The organism is Devosia sp. MC532 (assembly GCF_016461625.1).
In the GTDB taxonomy this organism is placed as follows: domain Bacteria; phylum Pseudomonadota; class Alphaproteobacteria; order Rhizobiales; family Devosiaceae; genus Devosia.
The window spans coordinates 56,727-78,759 of sequence record NZ_JAEMNZ010000006.1 but is presented as its reverse complement, the minus strand read 5'-3'; the positions used below and the strand labels follow the sequence as shown (position 1 = coordinate 78,759).

The 22,033-nt window shown below is 58.3% G+C and carries 18 protein-coding genes; 7 read left to right on the top strand and 11 right to left on the bottom strand.

The window, feature by feature from the left end:
- Positions 1-63: 63 nt before the first annotated feature.
- The 3 genes from JHC09_RS09285 to JHC09_RS09275 form a co-directional block, all read right to left on the bottom strand.
- The gene (locus JHC09_RS09285) at positions 64-1,056 is read right to left on the bottom strand and encodes an acryloyl-CoA reductase (RefSeq protein WP_199531724.1); all 993 of its coding nucleotides are present in this window, start codon (positions 1,054-1,056) and stop codon (positions 64-66) included.
- 72 nt (positions 1,057-1,128) lie between these two features.
- Positions 1,129-1,617, bottom strand: coding sequence for a group III truncated hemoglobin (locus tag JHC09_RS09280; RefSeq protein WP_199531723.1), 489 nt, complete (start codon positions 1,615-1,617; stop codon positions 1,129-1,131).
- Complete coding sequence (locus JHC09_RS09275) at positions 1,614-2,216, bottom strand: metalloregulator ArsR/SmtB family transcription factor (RefSeq protein ID WP_199531722.1); 603 nt, start codon at positions 2,214-2,216, stop codon at positions 1,614-1,616. The genes JHC09_RS09280 and JHC09_RS09275 overlap by 4 nt, the downstream gene beginning before the upstream one ends.
- Before the next feature lie 268 nt (positions 2,217-2,484).
- Between JHC09_RS09275 and JHC09_RS09270 the strand changes: the two genes are divergently transcribed.
- The 7 genes from JHC09_RS09270 (at position 2,485) to cysQ (ending at position 12,494) form a co-directional block, all read left to right on the top strand.
- Positions 2,485-3,027, top strand: a complete 543-nt coding sequence (locus JHC09_RS09270) for a flavin reductase family protein (RefSeq protein WP_199531721.1) — start codon at positions 2,485-2,487, stop codon at positions 3,025-3,027.
- A 61-nt stretch (positions 3,028-3,088) separates the two neighbouring features.
- On the top strand, positions 3,089-3,367 hold the full coding sequence (locus tag JHC09_RS09265) for a hypothetical protein (RefSeq protein ID WP_169194724.1): 279 nt from the start codon (positions 3,089-3,091) through the stop codon (positions 3,365-3,367).
- Between the two features lie 315 nt (positions 3,368-3,682).
- On the top strand, positions 3,683-8,320 hold the full coding sequence (locus tag JHC09_RS09260; protein WP_199531720.1) for an NAD-glutamate dehydrogenase: 4,638 nt from the start codon (positions 3,683-3,685) through the stop codon (positions 8,318-8,320).
- A 108-nt stretch (positions 8,321-8,428) separates the two neighbouring features.
- On the top strand, positions 8,429-9,376 hold the full coding sequence (locus JHC09_RS09255; RefSeq protein WP_169194722.1) for a class 1 fructose-bisphosphatase: 948 nt from the start codon (positions 8,429-8,431) through the stop codon (positions 9,374-9,376).
- Between the two features lie 78 nt (positions 9,377-9,454).
- A complete protein-coding gene (locus JHC09_RS09250; protein ID WP_248308950.1) occupies positions 9,455-10,714 on the top strand; it encodes an AGE family epimerase/isomerase in 1,260 nt (419 codons plus the stop codon).
- A 72-nt stretch (positions 10,715-10,786) separates the two neighbouring features.
- The gene (locus JHC09_RS09245; protein WP_199531718.1) at positions 10,787-11,569 is read left to right on the top strand and encodes an SDR family NAD(P)-dependent oxidoreductase; all 783 of its coding nucleotides are present in this window, start codon (positions 10,787-10,789) and stop codon (positions 11,567-11,569) included.
- A 91-nt stretch (positions 11,570-11,660) separates the two neighbouring features.
- Positions 11,661-12,494 carry a 3'(2'),5'-bisphosphate nucleotidase CysQ gene (gene cysQ / locus JHC09_RS09240; protein ID WP_199531717.1) on the top strand — a complete coding sequence of 278 codons (834 nt, stop codon included), beginning with the start codon at positions 11,661-11,663 and terminating at the stop codon, positions 12,492-12,494.
- Positions 12,495-12,568: 74 nt separating this feature from the next.
- Here the strand turns inward: cysQ and JHC09_RS09235 are convergent, their stop codons facing one another.
- The 8 genes from JHC09_RS09235 to JHC09_RS09200 form a co-directional block, all read right to left on the bottom strand.
- Complete coding sequence (locus JHC09_RS09235) at positions 12,569-14,464, bottom strand: ABC transporter ATP-binding protein/permease (protein ID WP_199531716.1); 1,896 nt, start codon at positions 14,462-14,464, stop codon at positions 12,569-12,571.
- A complete protein-coding gene (locus JHC09_RS09230) occupies positions 14,464-14,820 on the bottom strand; it encodes a metalloregulator ArsR/SmtB family transcription factor (RefSeq protein ID WP_199531715.1) in 357 nt (118 codons plus the stop codon). The genes JHC09_RS09235 and JHC09_RS09230 overlap by 1 nt, the downstream gene beginning before the upstream one ends.
- A gap of 72 nt (positions 14,821-14,892) precedes the next feature.
- Positions 14,893-16,491, bottom strand: a complete 1,599-nt coding sequence (locus tag JHC09_RS09225; protein ID WP_199531714.1) for a LysM peptidoglycan-binding domain-containing protein — start codon at positions 16,489-16,491, stop codon at positions 14,893-14,895.
- 196 nt (positions 16,492-16,687) lie between these two features.
- Entirely contained in the window at positions 16,688-18,292 is a 1,605-nt protein-coding gene (cimA, locus tag JHC09_RS09220; RefSeq protein WP_199531713.1) for a citramalate synthase, read from the bottom strand.
- 22 nt (positions 18,293-18,314) lie between these two features.
- The gene (locus tag JHC09_RS09215) at positions 18,315-18,785 is read right to left on the bottom strand and encodes a GFA family protein (protein ID WP_199531712.1); all 471 of its coding nucleotides are present in this window, start codon (positions 18,783-18,785) and stop codon (positions 18,315-18,317) included.
- Positions 18,772-19,155: a VOC family protein gene (locus JHC09_RS09210; RefSeq protein ID WP_169194714.1), complete on the bottom strand. Its 384-nt coding sequence runs from the start codon at positions 19,153-19,155 to the stop codon at positions 18,772-18,774. The genes JHC09_RS09215 and JHC09_RS09210 overlap by 14 nt, the downstream gene beginning before the upstream one ends.
- A 73-nt stretch (positions 19,156-19,228) precedes the next feature.
- Positions 19,229-20,608, bottom strand: a complete 1,380-nt coding sequence (gene cysS / locus JHC09_RS09205; protein ID WP_199531711.1) for a cysteine--tRNA ligase — start codon at positions 20,606-20,608, stop codon at positions 19,229-19,231.
- Positions 20,609-20,917: 309 nt separating this feature from the next.
- Positions 20,918-21,925 carry a fumarylacetoacetate hydrolase family protein gene (locus JHC09_RS09200; protein WP_199531710.1) on the bottom strand — a complete coding sequence of 336 codons (1,008 nt, stop codon included), beginning with the start codon at positions 21,923-21,925 and terminating at the stop codon, positions 20,918-20,920.
- Positions 21,926-22,033: the final 108 nt, after the last annotated feature.

Sequence of the window (22,033 nt, the reverse complement as noted above, 5' to 3'; positions counted from 1 at the left end):
TAGTTGTGGCGACAAATCGGATGCAATTGCAAGACCCGGCACTTTTGCGCGCGAGAATGGCTCCTAGAGCGCTGGATTGACGACCAGCTTGCCGTGGGTTTTTCCGGCAAGGATTTGCTGCGCCTTTTCCGGCAAGACCGCGAGGCCAATCTCTTCGACGTTGGTGGCGTATTGGGATTGATCAAAGATATCCCCCAAGCGCCCCCAAGCGGCCATCCGCGCCTCATAGGGCTGCATGACACTATCGATGCCGAGGATGTTGGCGCCGCGCAGCAGGAAGGGCAGCACATTGGTGTTCAGCTCAAGGCCCGCAGCATTGCCCAGGCTTGCGACAGAGCCATCATAGGCGAGCTGGCGCAAAACCTTGCCCAAGATATTGCCACCCACACAGTCGACAACGCCTGCCCAGCGGGCGGTTTCGAGTGGTTTGTCGGGCTCTGCCAGAAAATCGTCTCGGCTGATGATGCTCTTCGCGCCAAGCGCTTTCAGCATTGGCGTGTGTTCAGCGCGACCTGAGAGTGCGGTGACGGCATAACCCAAATTGGACAGAAGGCCGACCGCGATAGAGCCGACGCCCCCGGCAGCGCCTGTCACCAAAACATCACCAGAAGTTCGGGTTAGGCCATGTCCCTCAAGACGATTGATGGCCAGCATGGCCGTAAGCCCGGCAGTACCGAGCACCATGGCGGCACGGGTATCGAGCTTGGTATGAAGGGGCACGAGCCAATCGGCGTTGACGCGCGCTCGTTGGGAGAAGCCGCCCCAATGGAGCTCGCCCACCCTCCAGCCGGTGAGCACAACGGCGTCTCCGGGAGCATAGCGCTCGTCCTTGCTGTCGCGAACAATGCCTGAGAAATCTATGCCAGCGATGTGCGGGAAGCTGCGAACCAGACCGCCTTTACCGAGCAGGCAAAGGCCATCTTTGTAATTGAAACCGGCAAAATCAATGTCAACGACGACATCACCGGGCGGCAGTTGCGCGTCGTCGAGGGTGACAAGTTGTGAGACGAGGCCAGCCTCATCAGTCTTTCTCGTCAGCAGTGCTCGAAAACTCATGCTCGCTCTCCCTTGCGTCCACCCAGCTATGTGTGGCGCATATGGGGGCGATCCGAAAGAGGGTTTTGTGCCTTAGTCTTCTGGCCGCCAGACAGGCGAGGCTTCTCGTGGCAGTGGGGCGAGACGGGTGATGTCATCGCCGCGACGCATGAAGATATTCATGCGGAAGGAATTGCCAATGCGCTCAGAGCGCTCAATGAACACGGCCGCGATATCGGGCGGACAGAGCTCGGTTACGGTCTCGCGGAAGAGACGCAGCCAGCGCATGAAATGGGCGTCCGACAGTTCGGGGATGCCCATATGTTTGGGCATGGGGCGACCATCGTAACGCCCGGAGCCGAGCAGCATGGAACTCCAGAAGTCGGCGATCTTGCTGAGATGGTGAGGCCATTCGTCAGCGGCGATTTTGGAATTGAACACCGGGCCAACAACATCATCCCTGCGCGCCCGGGCATAGAACTCATCCACGACAGCGCGGATCAGCTCTTCGCTGAGGCCATCGGGCGTATCCCAGCCTATGCGGTGCAGGCGCGTGCCAACGGGGCGGTCTGATTGGGTCATGATGAAATGGGCCTAATGGAGTAAGAGCAACGACGCCCGCCCGAGACGACGTGCTCGAGCCGCTCAACGGCAACATCGTCGCCCAATACCGATTGGAACACCGAAAGTTCTGATCGGCAAAAACCCTGGCAGGACGTCGCGGCAGCGCAAATTGGACAATGGTTTTCGATGAGCAGGATCGATCCGTCTTCGGCCTGCGACCAAGAACTCATATAGCCTTCGGTGCAGCGGGCCTGCGCCAAGGCGTCAACACGATCGGTGAGCGCTGTGAGGTCTGCGGTGGCGGCAGAATAGAGCTTGAGCGTATCGGCCTCGCGTTGCGCGACGATCTGGTCCAAGGCGGCTTCACCAAGGGTGGCGCGCACGATGTCGAGGATTTGAACGGTCAGTGCGGCGTGCGTATCCGGGAAATGGGACTGTGCCGCCGGTGTGAGCGACCAAATTTGGGTCGGGCGGCCCGCTTTGGAGGGGACCGGGCAGGCTTCGACCAGACCGTCCGCCGCTAGGCGCAAAAGCTGCTGGCGAGCAGCCTCGCCGGTGATCCCGAGCTTTTCACCCACCTCGGCAGACGACAGCTCGCCGTGCATTTTCAGGACCATCAACAGACGCTCCGACGGGCTGCGGGGCGACCACTGAGCGTCTTGACGATCAGAGCTTGACTTATCTTGCTGCACGGTTTTCAAAGGCATGACTTGGAAATACCGTTTCTGAGCTCCGCATGCAAGCGAGTAACATCTGAAAACCTCGGAGCAGCGTTGATCTGCTGCCTAACGGACCGCCCATGGGCACCAGAGCATCACCTGCCAAACGCTTTTACCGAACGCGAGCCGCGTAGACATTTTGACCACGAAACGACCGACCCCACCGATGATTGCTGAATTCGATTTGCCCGACACCATGCGGATGCGTCCGTTACGCAATTCTACGGTCGGCGAAGCAGAGTTTCGGCAGGCTATGGCGACCCTCGCCTCCAGTGTGCATGTGGTGACGGCGAGACGGGGCGATGAAATGGTTGGGCGTACGGTCACCTCGGTTATGTCGCTTTCGGCGCAGCCTCCAGCCATTTTGATTTCCATCGATATTGTCAGCCGATTGGCCGATGTGATTGCTAAAACCGGCGGTTTCTCTCTGGCGCTGCTCAGAGATGATCAAAGCGATATTGCAGACGCTTTCGCCGGCAAGCTTGCACCAGAGCGGCGCTTCGATGTGGGGCGCTGGACACGCTGGCACTCGGGCCATCCCAAACTCTTGGGCGCGGCTATGACGGTGGACTGCGAAGTGATCGGTTCAATGGAAACGGGAACGCATGTGCTGTTCGCCGGAGCGTTGATCGAGGCAGAAACCAACACAAAAGCGACACCATTGCTTTGGCATAATCGTAACTATGCCCTGCCCAAAAACAGCGGGTAACACAGGAGTGGCAACGGTTTTGCCCTCTGTCGCGTTATCTTTGGGTGATTGGAGATCGAGCGTGCCGCGTTTTTATTTCAACCTTCGCATAGACGACGAGTTGTTCCGCGATGACGTGGGCAGCGAACACAGTAATCTCGACGCCGCAGAGCAGAATGCTGCTGAGATGGGGCGAGCTATCATCGAGAGAATTGCAGGCGATCATGAACAGCTCGGCGTGCCGCGCTGTATCGAAATCACCGACGAGGATGGGCGCGATCTGCTCTACATCGTCTTCTGGCAAGGGCCGGAGATCGATACTCGAGATTTCGCAGCGCTGCCGCAGCAGACCCTACATTAGAGATCAGAAGAATGGACCGGCGTGGGTCGTGACGACGATGCCTAGGATCAGCGCGCCCGCGAGGGCTGCGTAAGAGACATAGCGTTGGAGTTGGCGCATGAGGGCCTCCGAACTTTACCCCCTAACACTACCACTCTGGTCGGCATTAACAAGCGTTTAACTATTCGTTCTCAGGCCGAATTGAGAAACAGTTTGCCTCAATGTGACATTCTGCTGAAACAAGTGCCGTAGCATAATGGGCGTTTGAAACAGACGATGGAGACATTTCGTTCGTTTCCGGCCTACTCTTGGCACGCGAGTCAGGGAGCAAGCGGCATGAATGACGATGTCATTTCACGGATTTTAGAAACATCTCAGCAGTTTAATTCAGACGACAGCGGTGAAAATGACTTCCTCAAATCAGCACTTAGGACGATAGACGCTAGCGACCTTGAGCGCGCGGACAGCGCTGTATTGCTGGCCGACCTGCGGAACACTTACCAGCGCCTCCAAGAGATCGACACCACCAAGCTGAAACTATGGGTCACCCCACCGGCAGGCGCAGGTGCACCCCTGGTGCTCGATATTATCTCCCCAGACATGCCCTATATCGTCGATAGCGTTTTGGCGGCAGTGCGCAGCGGGGGCGGGAATGTCCGGCTGTTTGCTCACCCTATTGTTCGCCCGCAAAGCGCGGCCGAGCGGCAAGTAAGCGTTTTGCATATCCAGACTGATCCGGTGGCTGATCAATCTGCATTGATCGAAGAAATCGCGCAAACCCTGCGCGATGTGCATAGCGCAGTGACCGACCTATCGCCGATGTTGTCTGCGGTGCGTGCTGCAACGCAGGCCATACCTGAGAATGTGACAGGAGCCGCTGAGGCCAAGGCGTTTGTCGAGTGGCTGACGCATTACAACTTCATTTTTGTGGGCGTGAAAGACTTCCGCCTTGTGGGCGATGAGTTGATCGAGGCCGATGGCCCTGGTCTTGGCCTTTTCCACGAGCCTAATTTTAAGGTGGTGCGCAGCGGGGCGGACTATGTTCACTCGACGCCGGAGCTGGTTGGCTTTGCAAAAAGCGACGAGCCTATCCTTGTGACGAAAGCCAATTTGCGCAGCCGCATTCATCGGCGTGCGCATCTCGATTACATCGGCATCAAGCGCTATGGGCCGAGCGGTGAGCCGATCGGGGAGCTGCGCGTCGTCGGGCTCTATACTGCGCAGGCGCAATCAGCGGCGCATACGGACGTCCCTATCATCCGGCAAAAAATCGCCGAGGTTATGCAGCGCTCAGCGGTTGACCCCCTGGCTCACGCGGGGCGCATGCTGCTCAGCGCGCTCAATAGCTACCCACGCGATGAATTGTTTCAGGTTTCAACCGAGCAACTCACCGAGTTCGCGGAAGCTATCGCTGCGCTCTACGACCGACCACGGGTGCGCGTGTTACCACGGGTGGATCGGTTTGATAACTTCGTGTCGATCTTGGTCTATGTGCCCCGCGATCTCTATGACGGCGATTTGCGATCACAGATCACGCAATTTCTAGCGCAGGAATACGACGGACGCGTCTCTGCATTTTATCCGCATTTCCTCGAAAACGAGCTCGTCAGGCTGCATGTGATTATCGGGCGCAATGGTGGCCCGACGCCGCGCCCCGAGAGACAGCGTTTGGAACACGCTATCGAGGCGCTGACGCATAATTTTGGCGATCGGCTGGCCGACGCTGCGAGTGACCCGGCGCATATCAGCGATTGGCGCAATGCTTTCACCACCGCCTATCAGAGTCGCACAAGCGTAGAGGATGCGCTTGAGGATATCGGCGTGTTCAACCGGCTTGGCGAGGACATAGCGGTACGGCTGCGGACACGGGCCGAGAGCGATGGATCGCTGGGGTTGAAGTTCTACAAAAAGGGGCAGCCTATCCCACTGAGCGATCGTGTGCCGATGCTGGAACACTTTGGCTTCCGCGTGATTGATGAGCGCAGCTACACCATCACCCCCCGCGACGGCGAAGTGCGATACTTGCACGATATGCTGCTGGAAGTGGGAGACGATGCGCGCTCGGACATTGCGCAGGTGGCGCGGGACATCGAAGCGGGGATTTTAGCTGTCTGGCACAAGGAGGCTGAAAGCGACCAACTCAATACGCTGATCACCACCACTCCCCTCACCTGGTCGCAAGTGGCGCTGCTGCGCGCCTTTTCGCGCTATTTGCGACAAGTCGGAACGCCGTTCTCACAGCGCTACATCGCGCAGGTACTGGTGACCCAGAAAGAAGCCGCCTGTGCCTTGATCGACCTGTTTGCGGCGCTTCACGATCCATCGCAGAACGATCCGACGCGCGCTGCTGAGGATGCACGAAGCCGTTTGTCGATCCTGCGCGGCCAGACAAGTTCGCTCGACGAAGACACGATCCTCGCGCGGTTCCAAAACCTTATGGAAGCGTCGCTGCGCACCAATGCCTATCAGGTGGACCGCCCGGCGCTGGCGATCAAGTTTGAGAGCGCCAAGATTGAGGGGCTGGCTGAACCGAAACCCTATCGCGAAATCTCAGTGTATTCGCCGCGCGTTGAGGGCATTCACATGCGGTTTGGCGCGATTGCGCGCGGCGGCCTCCGCTGGTCGGATCGTCCGGAGGACTACCGGACGGAGGTGTTGGGCCTCGTCAAAGCCCAGCAGGTTAAGAATGCGGTGATCGTACCCGTCGGCGCCAAGGGCGGCTTTGTGCCTAAACATCTGACGGCGGGGATGGCGCGCGAGGATTTCCTGAAAGAGGGAACCGAGAGCTACAAGATTTTCATCGGCTCGCTGCTGGATGTGACCGACAATCTGATCGAGGGCGCGGTGGTGCCACCGCAAAGCCTGGTGCGACGCGATGGTGATGATCCCTATCTCGTGGTTGCAGCGGATAAGGGGACGGCCAGTTTCTCGGATTTGGCCAACTCTATCGCCATAGCACGTGGCTTCTGGCTCGGCGACGCTTTCGCCTCGGGCGGTTCGGCCGGCTACGACCACAAGAAGATGGCGATTACAGCGCGCGGCGGTTGGGAAGCGGTGAAACGTCACTTCCGCGAAATGGGACATGACACGCAGTCTGAGCCCTTCATCGTGGCTGGCGTTGGCGACATGAGTGGGGACGTTTTTGGCAATGGCATGCTGCTGAGCGAGCACATTCGCTTGGTCGCAGCTTTTGACCACCGAGACATTTTCCTCGACCCAAACCCAGACGAAGTCACAAGCTTTGCCGAACGCAAGCGGCTCTTTGCCCTGCCCCGCTCCAGTTGGCAGGACTATGACAAGGGCCTCATTTCCGATGGCGGCGGCGTCTTTTCGCGAGCTGCTAAAACGATCCCGCTGAGCCCGGCGATGCAGGAGCGGCTAGGCTTGCTGAAGGCGGAGGCGACACCTGCCGAAGTTATGCGCGCGATCCTGCGGGCGCCGGTGGACCTGCTTTGGTTTGGCGGCATTGGCACCTACATCAAGGCGGCAAGTGAAGATGACGCGCAGGTCGGCGACCGCGCCAATGATGGTATTCGCGTTGCGGCCGAAACGGTCCGAGCCAAGGTGGTTGGCGAAGGGGCAAACTTGGGCGTGACGCAGTTGGGGCGCATTGCTTTTGCGATGGGTGGCGGGCGGATCAACACCGACGCTATCGACAATTCCGCTGGCGTGAACTCGTCTGACCTTGAGGTGAATATCAAGATTGCGTTGTCGACCGTTGTTGCGCAAGGCGCGTTGGACGCGGAAAGCCGGGTGCAATTTCTCGCCAGCATGACCGATGAGGTGGCGCAGCTGTGTCTCGACAATAATTATCGGCAGACGCTGGCGCTGACCCAATCGGAGCAAGCAGGGATTAGCGAACTTGCGGCCCACCGGGGGCTCATTGCGTTTCTTGAAGCAGAGGGGCGGCTCAACCGTCCCGTTGAGTTTTTACCCAGTGACGAGGCGCTCGATGCGCGGGCGCGCGACGGTAAAGGGCTCACGCGGCCAGAACTGGCGGTGCTCTTGGCCTACGCCAAGCTGTCGCTATTCGATCATTTGATTGACGGCCCTGCCCCAGACCATGCTTACCTCGCCAAGGAACTAAACCGTTATTTCCCGACCGCGCTCAATGAGCGGTTTGGCGAAGCGGTGGAAAATCATCAGCTAAAGCGTGAAGTTGTGGCGACGGTTCTCGCCAATGAGATGATCAACTTCGGCGGCCCAAGTTTTGTTTCAGACTTGAGTGCTGCGACCAGTGCCACTGCAGCTGACGCCGCTTTGGCCTATATTGCCGTCCGCGACAGTTTTGGCTTGGAGGCTTTGATCGCGTCAATCGACGGGTTGGATGGTCGTGTGTCGAGCGAGGTGCAGCTCACGCTATACGATCAGATCCGCGATTTGTTGCGGCGCGAAACACTCTGGTTCATCCGCAACACGGAGCTGTCGGGTGATTTTGCGTCAATCGTCGAAATCTATCGCCAAGGCGTCGAAACGCTTCTAGCTGAGGGGCACCTTTTGACCAGCAGCCAGCGCGACGACCTCAACGCGCAAGTATCGGCATTAACGCTGAATGGAGTGCCATCAGAGCTGTCCCAGCGGATAGCGGAGCTGCCGATTATGGCCCACGCAACCGATATTGCGCTGGTGGCGAACCGCTCAAATACAAGCATCACGAAGGCGGCGAAGGCCTATTTCAGTGTCGCTGGGCAGTTTGAGCTTTTTGGCCTTATGGCCGAGGGCAAGGCGATTGAGCTTAGCGATCCGTTTGAGCGCATGGCGCTGGATCGGGCGCAGGCAAATCTGATGCGGGCGCTGCGCGATCTGACCACAGATGCACTCGCTGCTGGTTCGTTTGAAACGCTGCTCGCGCTGCGCGGTGACAGTATGTCGAAGGCGAGCCAAGCGATTTCTCGCCTCCGCGAGAGCGCGCTGAGTGTTTCAAAACTCAGCGTCGCAGCGGGGCTACTCGCTGACCTCGCTCAAGAAGCGTAACGGCAAGCTGACAAACGGGATGGGGTCGTCAAGGGCCTCATCCCAAAGTCGCGCTTGTATGCCAGGCCGCATTCCCCAATGTCGGTTTCAGCAAATCGAGGACACCCTATGACGACTCTCGCGCAATGGCTCGCCCTAGAAACACCTGACACAGCATTGGCGAGCGTAATCGCCTCCATGGCTTCAGCCGGAGCGGACATCGCCGCGACTTTGCGGATGGCGCCGATTACCGGAGATACCGGACTGGCAGGGGCGACCAATGTGCAGGGCGAAGCGCAGAAGGCGCTCGACATTATCTCCAATGACATCGTGCTGGCGCATCTTCGGGACAATCCCAAGGTGTCGCTGCTCGTCTCTGAGGAAATGGATGATGCCGTGGAGCTGTCTGTTGATGCACCGTTTATCGTCGCGACAGACCCCCTTGATGGTTCATCTAACCTCGACGTGAACGTTACCGTTGGGACGATCTTTTCCGTCCTTCCGACGCTCGGCGGTCCACTCCAGAAGGGCACAGCGCAGGTCGCTGCAGGCTATATTGCCTATGGCCACGCTACCACGATGGTATTGCGCATCAAGGGCAGAACCTCTGGCTTTGCGCTCGACACTTCGGGCGAATGGATCGAGATTATTGCCGAGGCAAAGATCCCCGACGCCACAGGTGAATTTGCCATCAATACGGCGCGCGAGCGCTTTTGGGATGCAGCAACCGCCGGCTATGTGCGCGAGAGCATTGCGGGGGAAACTGGCCCCGCCGGCAAGCGCTACAATATGCGTTGGGTCGGTTCGATGGTGGCGGACATGCATCGCATTCTCATGCGAGGTGGCATTTTCCTTTATCCACTCGACAGTGAAACTGTGAGCAAGGGTGGCCGTTTGCGGCTGCTCTACGAAGCAAACCCCATGGCATGGCTGGCGGAAGGCGCTGGCGGACGCGCCTCGACCGGCACCCAATCGCTTTTGAGCGTCCAGCCGACAAGCATTCACCAGCGTATTCCGGTTATTCTGGGCTCCGCCGAGGAAGTGCGCCGCGTTGAGGCTTGGTACGCTAAAAGCTAATCGCGCTTCCATACATCAAGCAAATTGCATCGACTCTGGGGCTTGGATAGAACCATGCAAGCCCCGGAGGAGATTGCATTGACAGACGCACCTATTCACCTGCCCAAAACCAATGCTGGCGCTTGGCAGGACCGCCCGTTTCATCGTCAGTATCTGACGGCTCAGGCCAATCAGCTTTTTGATTTCTTCGAGGCGACATCGGTCAATCCCAAGGGTGGGTTCTTTGAGCTAAACGATGACGGCACGCCGGTTCAGCCCGACAATGCTACCCGTCAAATCCATGTCACCTGCCGCATGATCCACTGCGCGGTGATTGGAAGCCTGCTGGGCCGCCCTGGGTCCGCCGCGATCGTTGACCACGGCATGAACTATCTCTGGACTAAGCATCGCGACACCAAGCACGGCGGCTATGTTTGGTCACTCAATGACGACGGCTATCAAGACGACACCAAGCAGGCTTATGGCCATGCGTTTGTGCTGTTGGCCGGAGCAAGCGCAAAGCTCGTCGGACACCCACTCGCCGATCAGGTGATCGCGGATGTCACCGAGGTGATCAACACCAAGTTCTGGGACGAGAGCATTGGTGCCGTGCGCGAAGAGTTCGGCAATGATTGGTCTGAAATCACCGCCTATCGCGGGCAGAACTCGAACATGCACCTGACAGAAGCGCTCATGGCAGCGTTTGAGGCGACAGGTGATGCGGAGTATCTCAATAAGGCACAGCGCATTGCCGAGTTGATTATCCGCAAAAACGCAACCGCGCTTGATCATCGCGTTGCTGAGCATTTCCATTCAGACTGGTCGCTCGACAAGGAATTCAAAGGCTCCGAAATGTTCCGCCCTTCGGGCACGACGCCGGGCCATGCGCTTGAGTGGTCGCGCTTGCTCTATCAGCTCTACACTATCGGCGAGAAGAAACACGCGTGGATGACGGATGCGGCACGCGGACTGTTCCAGCAGGCCGTCACACTGGGCTGGGACAAGGCCCACGGCGGCTTCTTCTATACGCTGGACTGGGACAACCAGCCCATCATGCGCGAAAAGCTTTGGTGGCCGGTGGCGGAGGCCATTGGGGCAGCGGCGTTCATTGGCGCGCATGACAGCGACGACTATTTCCAGCACTGGTATCGCCAGCTCTGGGACTTTGCCGACGCCCATCTGATCGATCATGCGCGCGGCGGCTGGTTGAGCGAGCTTAAGGAAGACCTGACGCCAACTTCGCGCCTGTTCGTGGGCAAGCCCGATATTTATCACGCGCTGCAGGCCTGCCTGATCCCGCTTTATCCGGCAACTGGCAGCCTAACCCAAGCCATTATCGAGGCCGATCACGGCCACTAAGGGCAAAACGGGCTAAGTCTGACAACCAAATAGCTTTCTCCTGCGTTGGGCGACGAATGCAGGAGATTTTTTATGGGTCAACTAACGGGCAAAACAGCGCTTGTGACAGGCGCTGGTTCAGGGATCGGGAAAGCCGCTGCGCTGGCGCTTGCCGCAGCGGGCGCGCGCGTTGTGGTGCTCAGTCGCACTGCCAAGGAAATCGACGCGACGGCCGCCGAAATAGAAGCACAGGGCGGCAAAGCGCTGAGCATTGCGGCAGATACCACTGATGATGGAGCTATGAAGGCCGCTGTTGCACAAACCGTGAAAGCATTCGGGGGGCTCGACATCGTTGTGGCCAATGCAGGCATCAATGGCGTGTGGGCACCTATTGACGATCTCAAGCCTGACGAGTGGGACGAGACCATTTCGGTGAACCTCAAGGGCACCTATCTCACCCTCCACTACGCTGTGCCTCACATGCGCAAAACGGGCGGCTCGATCGTCATCATATCGTCGATCAATGGCACGCGGACATTTACCTCTGCCGGCGCGTCGGCCTATTCGGTGACAAAGGCTGGGCAACTTGCCCTTGCCCAGCAATTGGCTTTGGAACTGGGCAAAGACAAAATCCGCGTCAACGCGATATGTCCGGGGGCAATTGAAAGCGAGATTGACGACAATACCGATCAGCGCGGGGCCGATATCGCTGGCGTTCGCGCCACGTTTCCAGATGGGGACATCCCTATGACCGGCGGCAAGCCAGGCAAGGCTGGAGAGGTCGCTGAGCTTGTGGTTTTCCTCGCCTCGGATGCGTCAAAGCACATTACCGGGTCGCCGATCTGGATCGACGGGGGGCAGAGTTTGCTGCGTTAGCAGCGAACGAAACAAAACCATACCCTTGGCGCGAATTGTCAGCGCGCAAGGCACGGAGTAAGCGTGACAGATCGCAATATGCTGGTCTGCCATGCTTCCCCTCTCGACTGATCCCATCACCGCGCTTGCTATCCGCGCGTCCATCGACGCCGCTAAGGTGATCTGCGAAGTTTACCATCGGCCTATCGCTGTGGTCAGCAAGAGCGATGGATCGCCCGTGACAGAGGCGGATGGTGCAGCTGAAGCGGTCATTTTGGAGCACCTCAACACAACGGGCATTCCCGTTCTCGCTGAGGAAAGCGCAGCGGCAGGCTACATTCCCGAGCTGGGTGAGAAGTTCTTCGTCGTGGACCCGCTCGACGGGACGAAGGAATTCATCAAGCGCAATGGCGAGTTCACGGTCAATATTGCGCTGGTAGAGGGCGTGAGACCCGTCATGGGCGTCGTCCTCGCGCCCGTCAGCGGAGAGCTGTTCGTTGGCGACAGAAATGGCGCTTGGAGCGCTGTGGTTGTCGATGACGAAGTCACCAATATCGTGCCGCTGCAAGTGCAGTCCTCCGACATCATGCGTGTGGTGGCCAGTCGCTCGCATGGGCATGTGGCCTTGGAAAAGCTTTGCGAGCACTTCGCTATCGAAGAAGATGTGTCGGTGGGCTCGTCTCTCAAGTTCTGTCTTTTGGCTCGCGGCGATGCGCAACTTTATCCGCGTTTCACGCCGACCAATGAATGGGATACAGCGGCAGGCCAAGCGGTTCTGGAAGCCGCTGGCGGCGTCGTTCTGACTCTCGATGGACTCCCGCTCGCCTATAAAAAGGCAGAGAGCAATTACCTCAATCCGTTCTTTGTCGCGGCCACTAGCGAAGAGCTGGCGCAGCGCGCGGCACTGAAAATGGTCACGACGCTGAACGAGCTCGAGCCGAGTTAGTCGGCTCAGCACAAAAGAAAAGGGGCCACAAGCAAGCTTACGGCCCCGTTGGATACATTGGCGTTAGACGATGACTACTGCCCGGCAGGTGTGCCGCGGGTGACGAAACCATCTGGATCGTCTTTGGTCTGCGCCAGTTTTTCTTCAGCTTCGGTCGCTTCGCGCTGGCGGCTCCACATCTGTGCGTAGAGGCCATCCTGAGCTAAGAGCGAAGTGTGGTTGCCGCGCTCGGCCACGAGACCATCACGCAGCACAAGAATTTCGTCAGCGTTGACGACCGTCGAAAGACGGTGGGCGATGACGACTGTGGTGCGGTTGCGCGAGACTTCGTCCAGCGCCTGCTGAATGTCGCGTTCGGTTTTGGTGTCGAGCGCCGACGTTGCCTCGTCGAGGATCAGGATCGAGGGCGATTTGAGGATCGTGCGGGCAATCGCAACACGCTGCTTTTCACCACCCGACAGCTTTAGGCCGCGCTCGCCAACGGGGGTTTCATACCCTTTTGGAAGACGGGTGATGAAATCGCCGACCTGCGCCATGCGCGCCGCTTCCTTGACCTCCTCGATGGAGGCCCCCGGACGACCATATTGAATGTTGTAGCCGATGGTGTCGTTGAACAGCACGGTATCCTGCGGAACCATGCCGATAGCCGAGCGCAGGCTCTCCTGCGTGACATCACGGAGGTCTTGACCGTCAATGGTGATGCGGCCGCCGGTGACATCATAGAAGCGGAACAGAAGACGCGAGATGGTCGACTTGCCCGCGCCGGTTGGCCCAACGATAGCGACTGTTTTACCTGCCGGAACTTCGAAGCTCACGCCCTTGAGGATGGCGCGATCAGGATCGTAGTGGAAGGTAACGTCTTCGAAGCGGATAACGGGGCCGGTGACGGTCAGCGGCTTGGCCGTCGGCTTGTCCTGAATTTCAGGATCCTGATCCAAGAGCTTGAACATTTCTTCGATGTCGGTGAGGCCCTGACGGAGCTCGCGATAAACAAAGCCAATGAAGTTCAGCGGGCGATAGATCTGCATCAGGAAGGTGTTGAGCAGAACGAAATCGCCGAGGGTAAGAGTGCCGTCCATGACGCCACGGATCGACATGATCGAGATGATCAGGAAGCCGCTATAGAAGATCAGGGCCTGACCGAAGTTCAGAAAGCCCAGCGAGGTCCAGATACGAACCGCAGAGCGCTCATAGCGCGCCATGGCTTTATCGAAGCGCGCCGCTTCCATCTTCTCATTGGCGAAGTACTTCACCGTTTCAAAGTTGAGAAGGCTATCGATCGCCTTGCCATTGGCATCGGTGTCGCTGTCGTTCATGTCGCGACGGATCGCGATACGCCAGTTCGACGCCTTGATGGTGAAATAGAGATAGGCCCAGATCATCACCACCAGCACGCCAAGGTAGCTGATGCCGAAGAGCCAGACGAAGATCACGCCAACAATGATGAACTCAACAATCGTCGGGGCGATGTTGAGCATGGCGAAACGCACAACGGCTTCGATGCCCTTGGTGCCACGCTCGATAACGCGGGAAAGCCCACCGGTGCGGCGCTGCAGATGGAACCGCAGCGACAGCTTATGCATGTGGTGGAAGGTCTGTAGCGCCAGCTTGCGCACAGCGTTCTGGCCGACGCTGGCAAACAGAACGTCACGCAACTGCTGGAAACCAGCGTCGATGACGTTGCCGAGCACATAGGCGATCACCAGGGCGATCGGCACGGCCAGACCCAAGATCAGCTGGTTGTCGGGCTGCGCACCATCGAGACTGTCGATGACACCCTTGTAGGCGAATGGGATGAGCGTGGTAGCGACCTTGCTGAGCAAAAGTGCGCCAATAGCGAGCAGCACCCGCGTTTTCAGATCAGGACGATCGGCAGGCCACATGTAGGGCCAAAGGTTCTTGACCGTAGAAAATACGGAACCTTCGTCCGCGTTAACGGACGGCTTCTTTTCGGCAGTGGGAGGCACCATTAGGCTGGTTCCGCTTCCTTGGTTGCGGTTAGAGGCAATAGCCCCTGCAGAAGTCCGCCAAAAGCTGAGTTTAGGTCAGCCAAAGTGTCATGGCGGATGCAATAGCGATTACGCGTGCCGTGTGGTCGACGCTCGATCAGTCCAACATCCAGCAGCACTTTAATGTGCTGGGACACCGTAGACTGGGCCAGAGTGAGGCTGTCGGTTACGTCGCCGCAGCAACACTCGCCTTGTTGTTGGGAGGCCATAATACGCAAAATCTCTAGGCGCACAGGGTGGCCTAGGGCTCGCATCATGTTGGCAATATCGTCGTCGCGCATGGGGCTTTGCTTGATCGGTGAATTGCGATGGAACATGGCCCTTTGTGTCCGTAATTGCAATAGGCGTAAAAACGGCGCCCGCAGGCGCCGTTTCGTTTTCCTATAAGATTAGTTGGCCGCTTCAGGCAGGCTGAAGACCTGACCGGGATAGATGCGGTCCGGATCGCGGATCTGGCCACTATTGGCCTCGTAGATCGTGGTGTACTTCAAGCCTTCGCCATACACGCGACGCGCGATGGTCCAGAGATTATCACCACGGCGAATGATCGCCTTGCCCGAGGCAAAACGCTGCGCGTTCGGATCGCCCAGGGAAACTGCGACCATGGTTGGTACTGCAGCTTCTGGAGCCGCTGCAGGCGCCTCAGCGACCGCAACAGGCGGTTCAACCGCTGGGGTTTCAATTGGCTGTGCTGGTGTCGCTGGCGTTGCCGGTTCGGCCGGGGCCGCAGGTGCTTCAGCAGGCGCAGGTGTTGGCTCTGGAGCTGTTGCTGCGGCAGGCGCTTCCGCCACGACGGTTTCCGGTTCGACTGGCACGTCGAGGACGAAGTCCACTTCAGCGCGGCTGATAACCTCGGAGGTTCCAGCCTTGAGCATATCAATGCGGACGCGTTGATTGCCAGGCTTTAGCACCGACTCGCCTTCAATCAGCCAGCGGCCATCTGCGATGGTGGTGTCAGCGATGAAGCCATCGTCGACATAGAGGCGGATGGTCGCATCGTTGGTGCCCGCACCAGCAAAGAAGCTGCGCGTGCCTTCGAGTTCGATTGCGTCAATCGTTGGCGGAATGACAGCAGCGACGACGGCAGGAGCGGGAACAGCCTCCGTTGGCGCGGGAGCCTCAACAGTTTCTGTCGCGACCGGTGCCGCCGGTTCTGCAACAACAGTCTCGGTCGATGGCGTTGCGGGCTCTACGGGCACAGCTGCCGGTTCCGGCGTCACAACTGGCTCTTGCGCAACGACAGGCTCTGAAGTTGTAGCAGAAAGTTCCGTTGGCGCGGGTTCGGCCTGAGCAACGGCTACCGGTGCGTCTGTAACGTCAGCAGACGGTTCCGCAGTTTCGGTGACTGCAGGTACTGCTTCGCTTGGCGCAGCAGGCGCTTCGGGTGCAGAAACGGACGCTGCGGGAGCCATAGCCACCTCGACGGCTGTATCATCGGTTGCGCCAGCGTCGGCTGCGCCGGCCGCGGCGTTGGATGCGACCAAGCCCTGCAACACTTCGCTGATTTTTCCAGGCGCGCTGGCAACAACGAGCGGCTGCGTGGTCTTGTCTTCGTTGATGACAACGATGAATGCCTGATCGGTCGAGCTTGGCTCGCCATTCTGGCCCAGCGTGATTTCAAGCCCGCCTGTTGCCAGTGGTTGCTCCGGCACGAAGACCCAGTCGCCGCTCGGCTCAACTTCGGTTTCACCCAGAAGGTCGCCATTAGCAAAGAGCTGAATGTCAGCACCCGGCTGACCGCTACCAGCGATAACAACAGAACCATCGGGCTCTGCACGCAGCAGGGAGAAGGTGGCTGCTACAACGCCGTCAACGTCGATTGCCGGTGCGGCTTCGGCAGGCGGGGTAACGTCGAGCACTGGCTCGCTCGAAACAGCTTCTGGTGTTGCTTCAGCCACAACTGGCGCAACCTGCTCAGCAGGCACTTCAGCAGGAACTTCAGCAACAACAGGCGCAGGCTGAGCGGGCACAAGCCCGGCATCGGCCATTTTGCCGTGCAGGCACTTGCCCAAGCCTGCAGGGCTATTGAAGCAGCTAACAAACGACGGGCCAACGAGCACGCCGAGGATGACAAGAAGTGTGACCGCCGCCGCTCCGATCGTCAGAGCAAGTGGTCTTTTCGGAGCAGTGTCGGCCAGTTTGCCCTCCCGGAGAATAGTTAAGCCCGATAGTTATTATGAGGCTTTAGACTGTTTGCGACTGATGCGCTTCAGTTTTCAGCAGCTTGAATGTGATCGATTCATACAGAGCTTCAAAGCTTGCATCAATGATATTGGCGGAGACACCGATTGTAGACCAGCGCTCGCCAGTGCCGTCACGGCTTTCGACCAGCACACGAGTGACCGCGCTCGTGCCGCCGTCAAGGATACGTACCTTAAAATCAGCCAGTTCGAGGTCTTCGATCCGCGAAGAATAAATGCCGAGATCTTTGCGCAGGGCCACGTCCAGCGCATTAACAGGGCCATTGCCCTCGGCGACGGACATCAGGCGTTCGCCCCCGACGACAATCTTTACCACCGCCTCGGTGACCACTTCGTCCCCCTGAGCATTGGGACGGCGTTCGACCATGGCGCGGTAATGCTCAACTTGGAAGTATTCGGGCAGCGTGCCGAGGATACGTCGCGCAAGAATAGCAAAGGACGCATCTGCGCCATCATAGGAATAGCCGCGCGCTTCTCGCTCTTTAACTTCGGCCAAGAGTTTTTCGAGGCGCGGATCGTCCTTTTCAAGAACGATGTTATGGCGCGCGAGAGCGGTGAGCAGGTTCGACTTGCCAGCCTGCTGCGACACCATGATGGCGCGCTCATTGCCCACGCTTTCGGGCGGCACGTGCTCATAGGTCGAAAAATCTTTGAGCAGGGCAGAGGCGTGGATGCCTGCCTTGGTCGCGAATGCAGCCTTGCCTACATAAGGCGCTTGCGGCGCAGGGGCGCGATTGAGGCGATCATCAAAGGCGCGGGAAATATGGGTCAGACGTTCAAGCTGCTCGGCAGTGACACCGGTTTCAAAACGCTCAGCATAGAAGGGTTTTAGAACAAGCGTTGGGATCAGCGTGATGAGATTGGTGTTGCCACAGCGCTCGCCAAGACCGTTGAGTGTGCCTTGAACCTGACGCACGCCGGTTTCAATCGCGGCAAGGGCGTTCGCCACAGCCTGCCCCGTGTCGTCGTGCGGATGGATGCCGAGACGGTCGCCGGGAGCGATTTCCAGCACCTTGCCGATGATCTGGCGGATTTCGGAAGGCATGGTGCCACCATTGGTGTCACACAGCACGACCCAACGCGCGCCAGCGGCTAGGGCAGTCATGACGCAGTCGAGGGCATAGATGGGGTTGGCCTTAAAGCCATCGAAGAAGTGTTCGAGATCGACGAGCACTTCCTTGCCCGCTGCTGCAGCCGTGCGGACCGTATCGGTGATGCCTTCCAAATGCTCATCAGTGGTCGAACTGAGGGCCAGCTCGACCTGATAGTCCCATGCCTTGGCGACAAAACACGTCGCGTCGGCAGCAGACTGCACAATGGCGGTCACGCCGGGATCGTTAGAGGCAGAGCGCCCTGCCCGCTTGGTCATACCGAAGGCGGTGAATTTGGCGTTTCTGGTGCGACGTTTTTCGAAGAACTCGGTGTCGATGGGATTGGCACCGGGATAGCCGCCTTCGATGTAGTCGACGCCAAGCTGTTCGAGCAGCTTGGTAATAGCAATCTTGTCTTCCAGCGAGAATTCAATGCCAGCCGTTTGCGCGCCGTCGCGCAGAGTTGTGTCAAAGAGATAGAGGCGTTCGCGGGACATGATCTTTTGGGCCTAACTCAGATTATTGCTTTTGGGGCCAGACGGACGTGTCGTGGTCAGGATGCTGGTGGTTGGCGTAGGTTGCGTAAACCGCGTCGCGCTCTGCCTGTTTTTCATCGGGCCAAGACGGTATCGCTGACAGATCGGCGGATTGCGGATGTTGGTGGGCAGGATTAACCTGAAGCTCAATTTTCACAGTTTTTGGGTGATCGAGCGAGCCTAAGGTGAACTCGGTATATTTGGCGCTTTTGTAGACCAGAGGCGTTCCGCACTGGCTGCAAAAGCCGCGCTCGACTTGGTCCGAACTGGCGAAAAATGTCGGAGCGCCGCGCGTCCATGAAAACTCAAGTCCCGAGACAAACACGCCGAAAAGGCCACCGGTCGCTTTTTGGCACATGCGGCAATGGCAGGCCGAAGCCTGCCCTGCCTTGGTGATGCGGTAACGGACGGCGCCGCATTGGCACCCGCCACTGAAGGCGTCACTCTGGGGCATGAATGACCGCCTCGATGTTGTTTCCATCCGGATCGATGACGAAAGCACCGTAGTAGTGCTGGTGATACTGGGGGCGTGGGCCGGGCGCACCATTGTCCTGTGCACCAACCGCCATTGCCGCAGCGTAAAACGCGTCCACTGCGGCGCGATTTTCCGCCGTGATCGCATAATGACGACCGGTGCCAGGATTTGGGTGTTCGGTCAGCCAGAAATCAGGCTTGGTCTTGCCATAGCCACCGACCTTGACGCCGCCGGTGTATTCCAGAGGCACCTCAGCCAGCATGGTGATGCCTAAAGGCGCAAAGGCAGCATCGTAGAAGGCCTTTGAACGGGCCCAATCCGAAACGAGTATGCCGATGTGGTCGATCATTTTTCTCTCCTAGAATGATGTACCAAGGCTTTAGGCGTTTACCGTGACAAGTTATGTCAGTAGCTCCAATGGATTAGCGTTTTAGCTCCCACTTGGTGGTGCGCTGACCATTTTCATCCTTACCATCAAGAAGCGCGATCCCCTGTGCCGCGAGTTCATTGCGGATTGCATCGGCCTCAGCGAAGTTTTTGGCGTTGAGTGCGGCAAGACGGGCGGCGACCTTGGCGGCCACGCTCGTATCAACCGCCATATCACGCTTGATCTTGATACCCATGAGATCGGCCAGCGCAAGACCGTCGGCAGCGCGCCCCTCATCCATGATCAGAGCATGGATTTTCGCGACCGCGCCGGGCGTATCGAGATCGTCTGCGAGTTGGGCAACGAGGTCTGGGGCGAGTTCGGCCGCAGGTGCGGTGTCACCAGCAGCACGCTCCCATTTTTCGAGCAGGTTCAACGCCTCTTCCAAGCGCCGCTGCGTGAAATCAATCGGCTCACGATAATTGGTCATAAAAATCGCGAGACGCAGAACTTCGCCCGGCCAAGTGCGGCCGCCGAAATCCGTGGTTTCGAGAAGCTGCTGGATGGTGAAGAAGTTGCCCAAGGATTTGGACATCTTCTGGCCTTCCACTTGCAGGAAGCCATTGTGCATCCAGACGTTGGCCATGGCGTGCGAGCCATGAGCGCAACGGGACTGAGCAATTTCGTTTTCGTGGTGGGGGAAGATCAGATCGAGCCCACCGCCGTGGATGTCGAAGGTCTTGCCGAGATAGCGCTCGGACATGGCCGAGCACTCAATATGCCAGCCCGGACGGCCACGCCCCCACGGACTATCCCAACCGGGTTCTTCTGCCGACGATTGCTTCCAGAGCACGAAGTCAGCCGGATTGCACTTATGGCTTTCGACGGCAATGCGCGCACCGGCGAGATTGTCCTCAAGGCTGCGGCCCGAAAGCTGGCCATAATCGTCCATGCTATCGACAGCAAAAAGCACTTCGCCATTGGTTTCGTAGGCATGGTCGCGCTCGATCAGCGTCGCGATCAAGCGCTGCATTTCTTCGATATTATCGGTGGCGCGCGGCTGAACGGTCGGCTCCATGCAGCCGAGAGCGGCGACGTCCTTCTGGTACTGCGCAGCCGTCGTTTCGGTGACTTTTCGGATCGCTTCATTGAGCGGCAGATCGGGGTGATCGCGCAGCGCGCGCGCGTTGATCTTGTCGTCAACGTCAGTGAGGTTACGAACGTAGGTCACGTGTTCAGCGCCATAGGTATAGCGCAGCACGCGGAACAGCAGATCGAAGACGATAGCCGCACGACCATTACCGATATGGGCAAAGTCATAAACCGTCGGCCCGCACGCATACATGCGGACGTTGTTGGCATCCATAGGCTCAAACGGCGCTTTCGAGCGCGTGAGCGTATTGTAGAAATTCAACTTCGGCTTTGCCGTGCTCATGGATGGGTCCTGTAGGCCAGACGGTTTGATGCCCTGGCGGGAGCCTCTATCCATTGCGCACTATCAGGATGAAGAAGACTGCTCCGCCAACGCTTGGTTAGCAGCTAATAATGCAGGTGATAATCGTGCACAGAGTCTTCATGGCGGGACATTGGCCGCGCCCTTGCAGAAAAGCAAGTGAAAACAAAAAATGGGCGACCCCACGGGGCCGCCCTATCGCTTTGGAGGCGAATAATCTGGCAGCGCCGCTGCCTTTACAGACACTCTACACCGACGCCACATTGCACCAAGGCGTACACGGGAATGTGATCACGCCCCGGCGACACGAACCGTTTGATTGATATCACCAAAAACGGACTGCCCCGCTTCGTTGATGGCAGCGATGCGAACCCTATCACCGCTCTTCAGGAAGGGCGTGCGCGCGCCTCCGAATTTGGCCTTTTCGGCGGTCCGAGCTTCGGCGATGCAGGCAAAGCCAATGCCGTTTTGCTTGATCGGCAAAGTCTCATCATGGGCATTGGAAACGGTGCCACTCCCGATGATTGTGCCACCAGCGAGAGAGCGCGTTCTTGCAGCCTCGACAATAAGATCGGCAAAATCAAAGTGGACGCCAACCCCTGCATTGGGCTGTCCGTAGAGCGTGTCGTTAACCTCGATTTTTACCGGCAAGTGCAGGCGGTTTTCACGCCACAGAGCCCCTAATGCGTCGGGTGTCGCCACCACAGGAGCAAAGCTCGTAGAAGGTTTGGCGTGGAAGAAACCGAAGCCGTTTTGGAGGTCATCAACGACAAGCTTGCGTAGCGAAACGTCGTTGCAAACCGTGATGAGCCGAATAGCGGCAGTGGCTGTTTCTTTGTCAGCGCCCATCGGCACTGCGCCGATGATTACGGCAACTTCCGCTTCGAAATCGGTCGCGAGGTCATCCGAGGGGACCAAAATCGGATCCGTCGGGGCAGAAAGCGAATCAGAACCGCCCTGATAGAGTAGCGGACGGACCGACTGCAGCTCTTCGTCCTTGCTTCCCTTCAGCGACCGGACGCGTTCGAGATGGCTCATATAGCCTGACCCATCAATCCACTGATAGGCGCGCGGCAGGGGCGCTAAAATCTGTGCGGAGGCGAAGGGCTGGCCGGCGATCTGGTTGGCTTCTAGCTGGGCCGAAAGGGCCGCAAGAGCAGGCTTGGCACTGTCCCAGTCATCTAACGCAGATTGCAGCGTTGCTGCGATGCGACCCGCCGAAACATATCGCGACAGGTCATTCGATACGACGACCAATTGTCCATCAGGGCGGCCGTTGCGCAGCGTTGCCAGTTTCATCCTAGGTATAACTCCAAAGCTTTGCGTCACAGCATAGAGGTAACAATCCCTCGCGCCGGGCGTATAATGTTGCGAGGAGCCCTAGCGATGTCTTAAGGACTCCAAGGT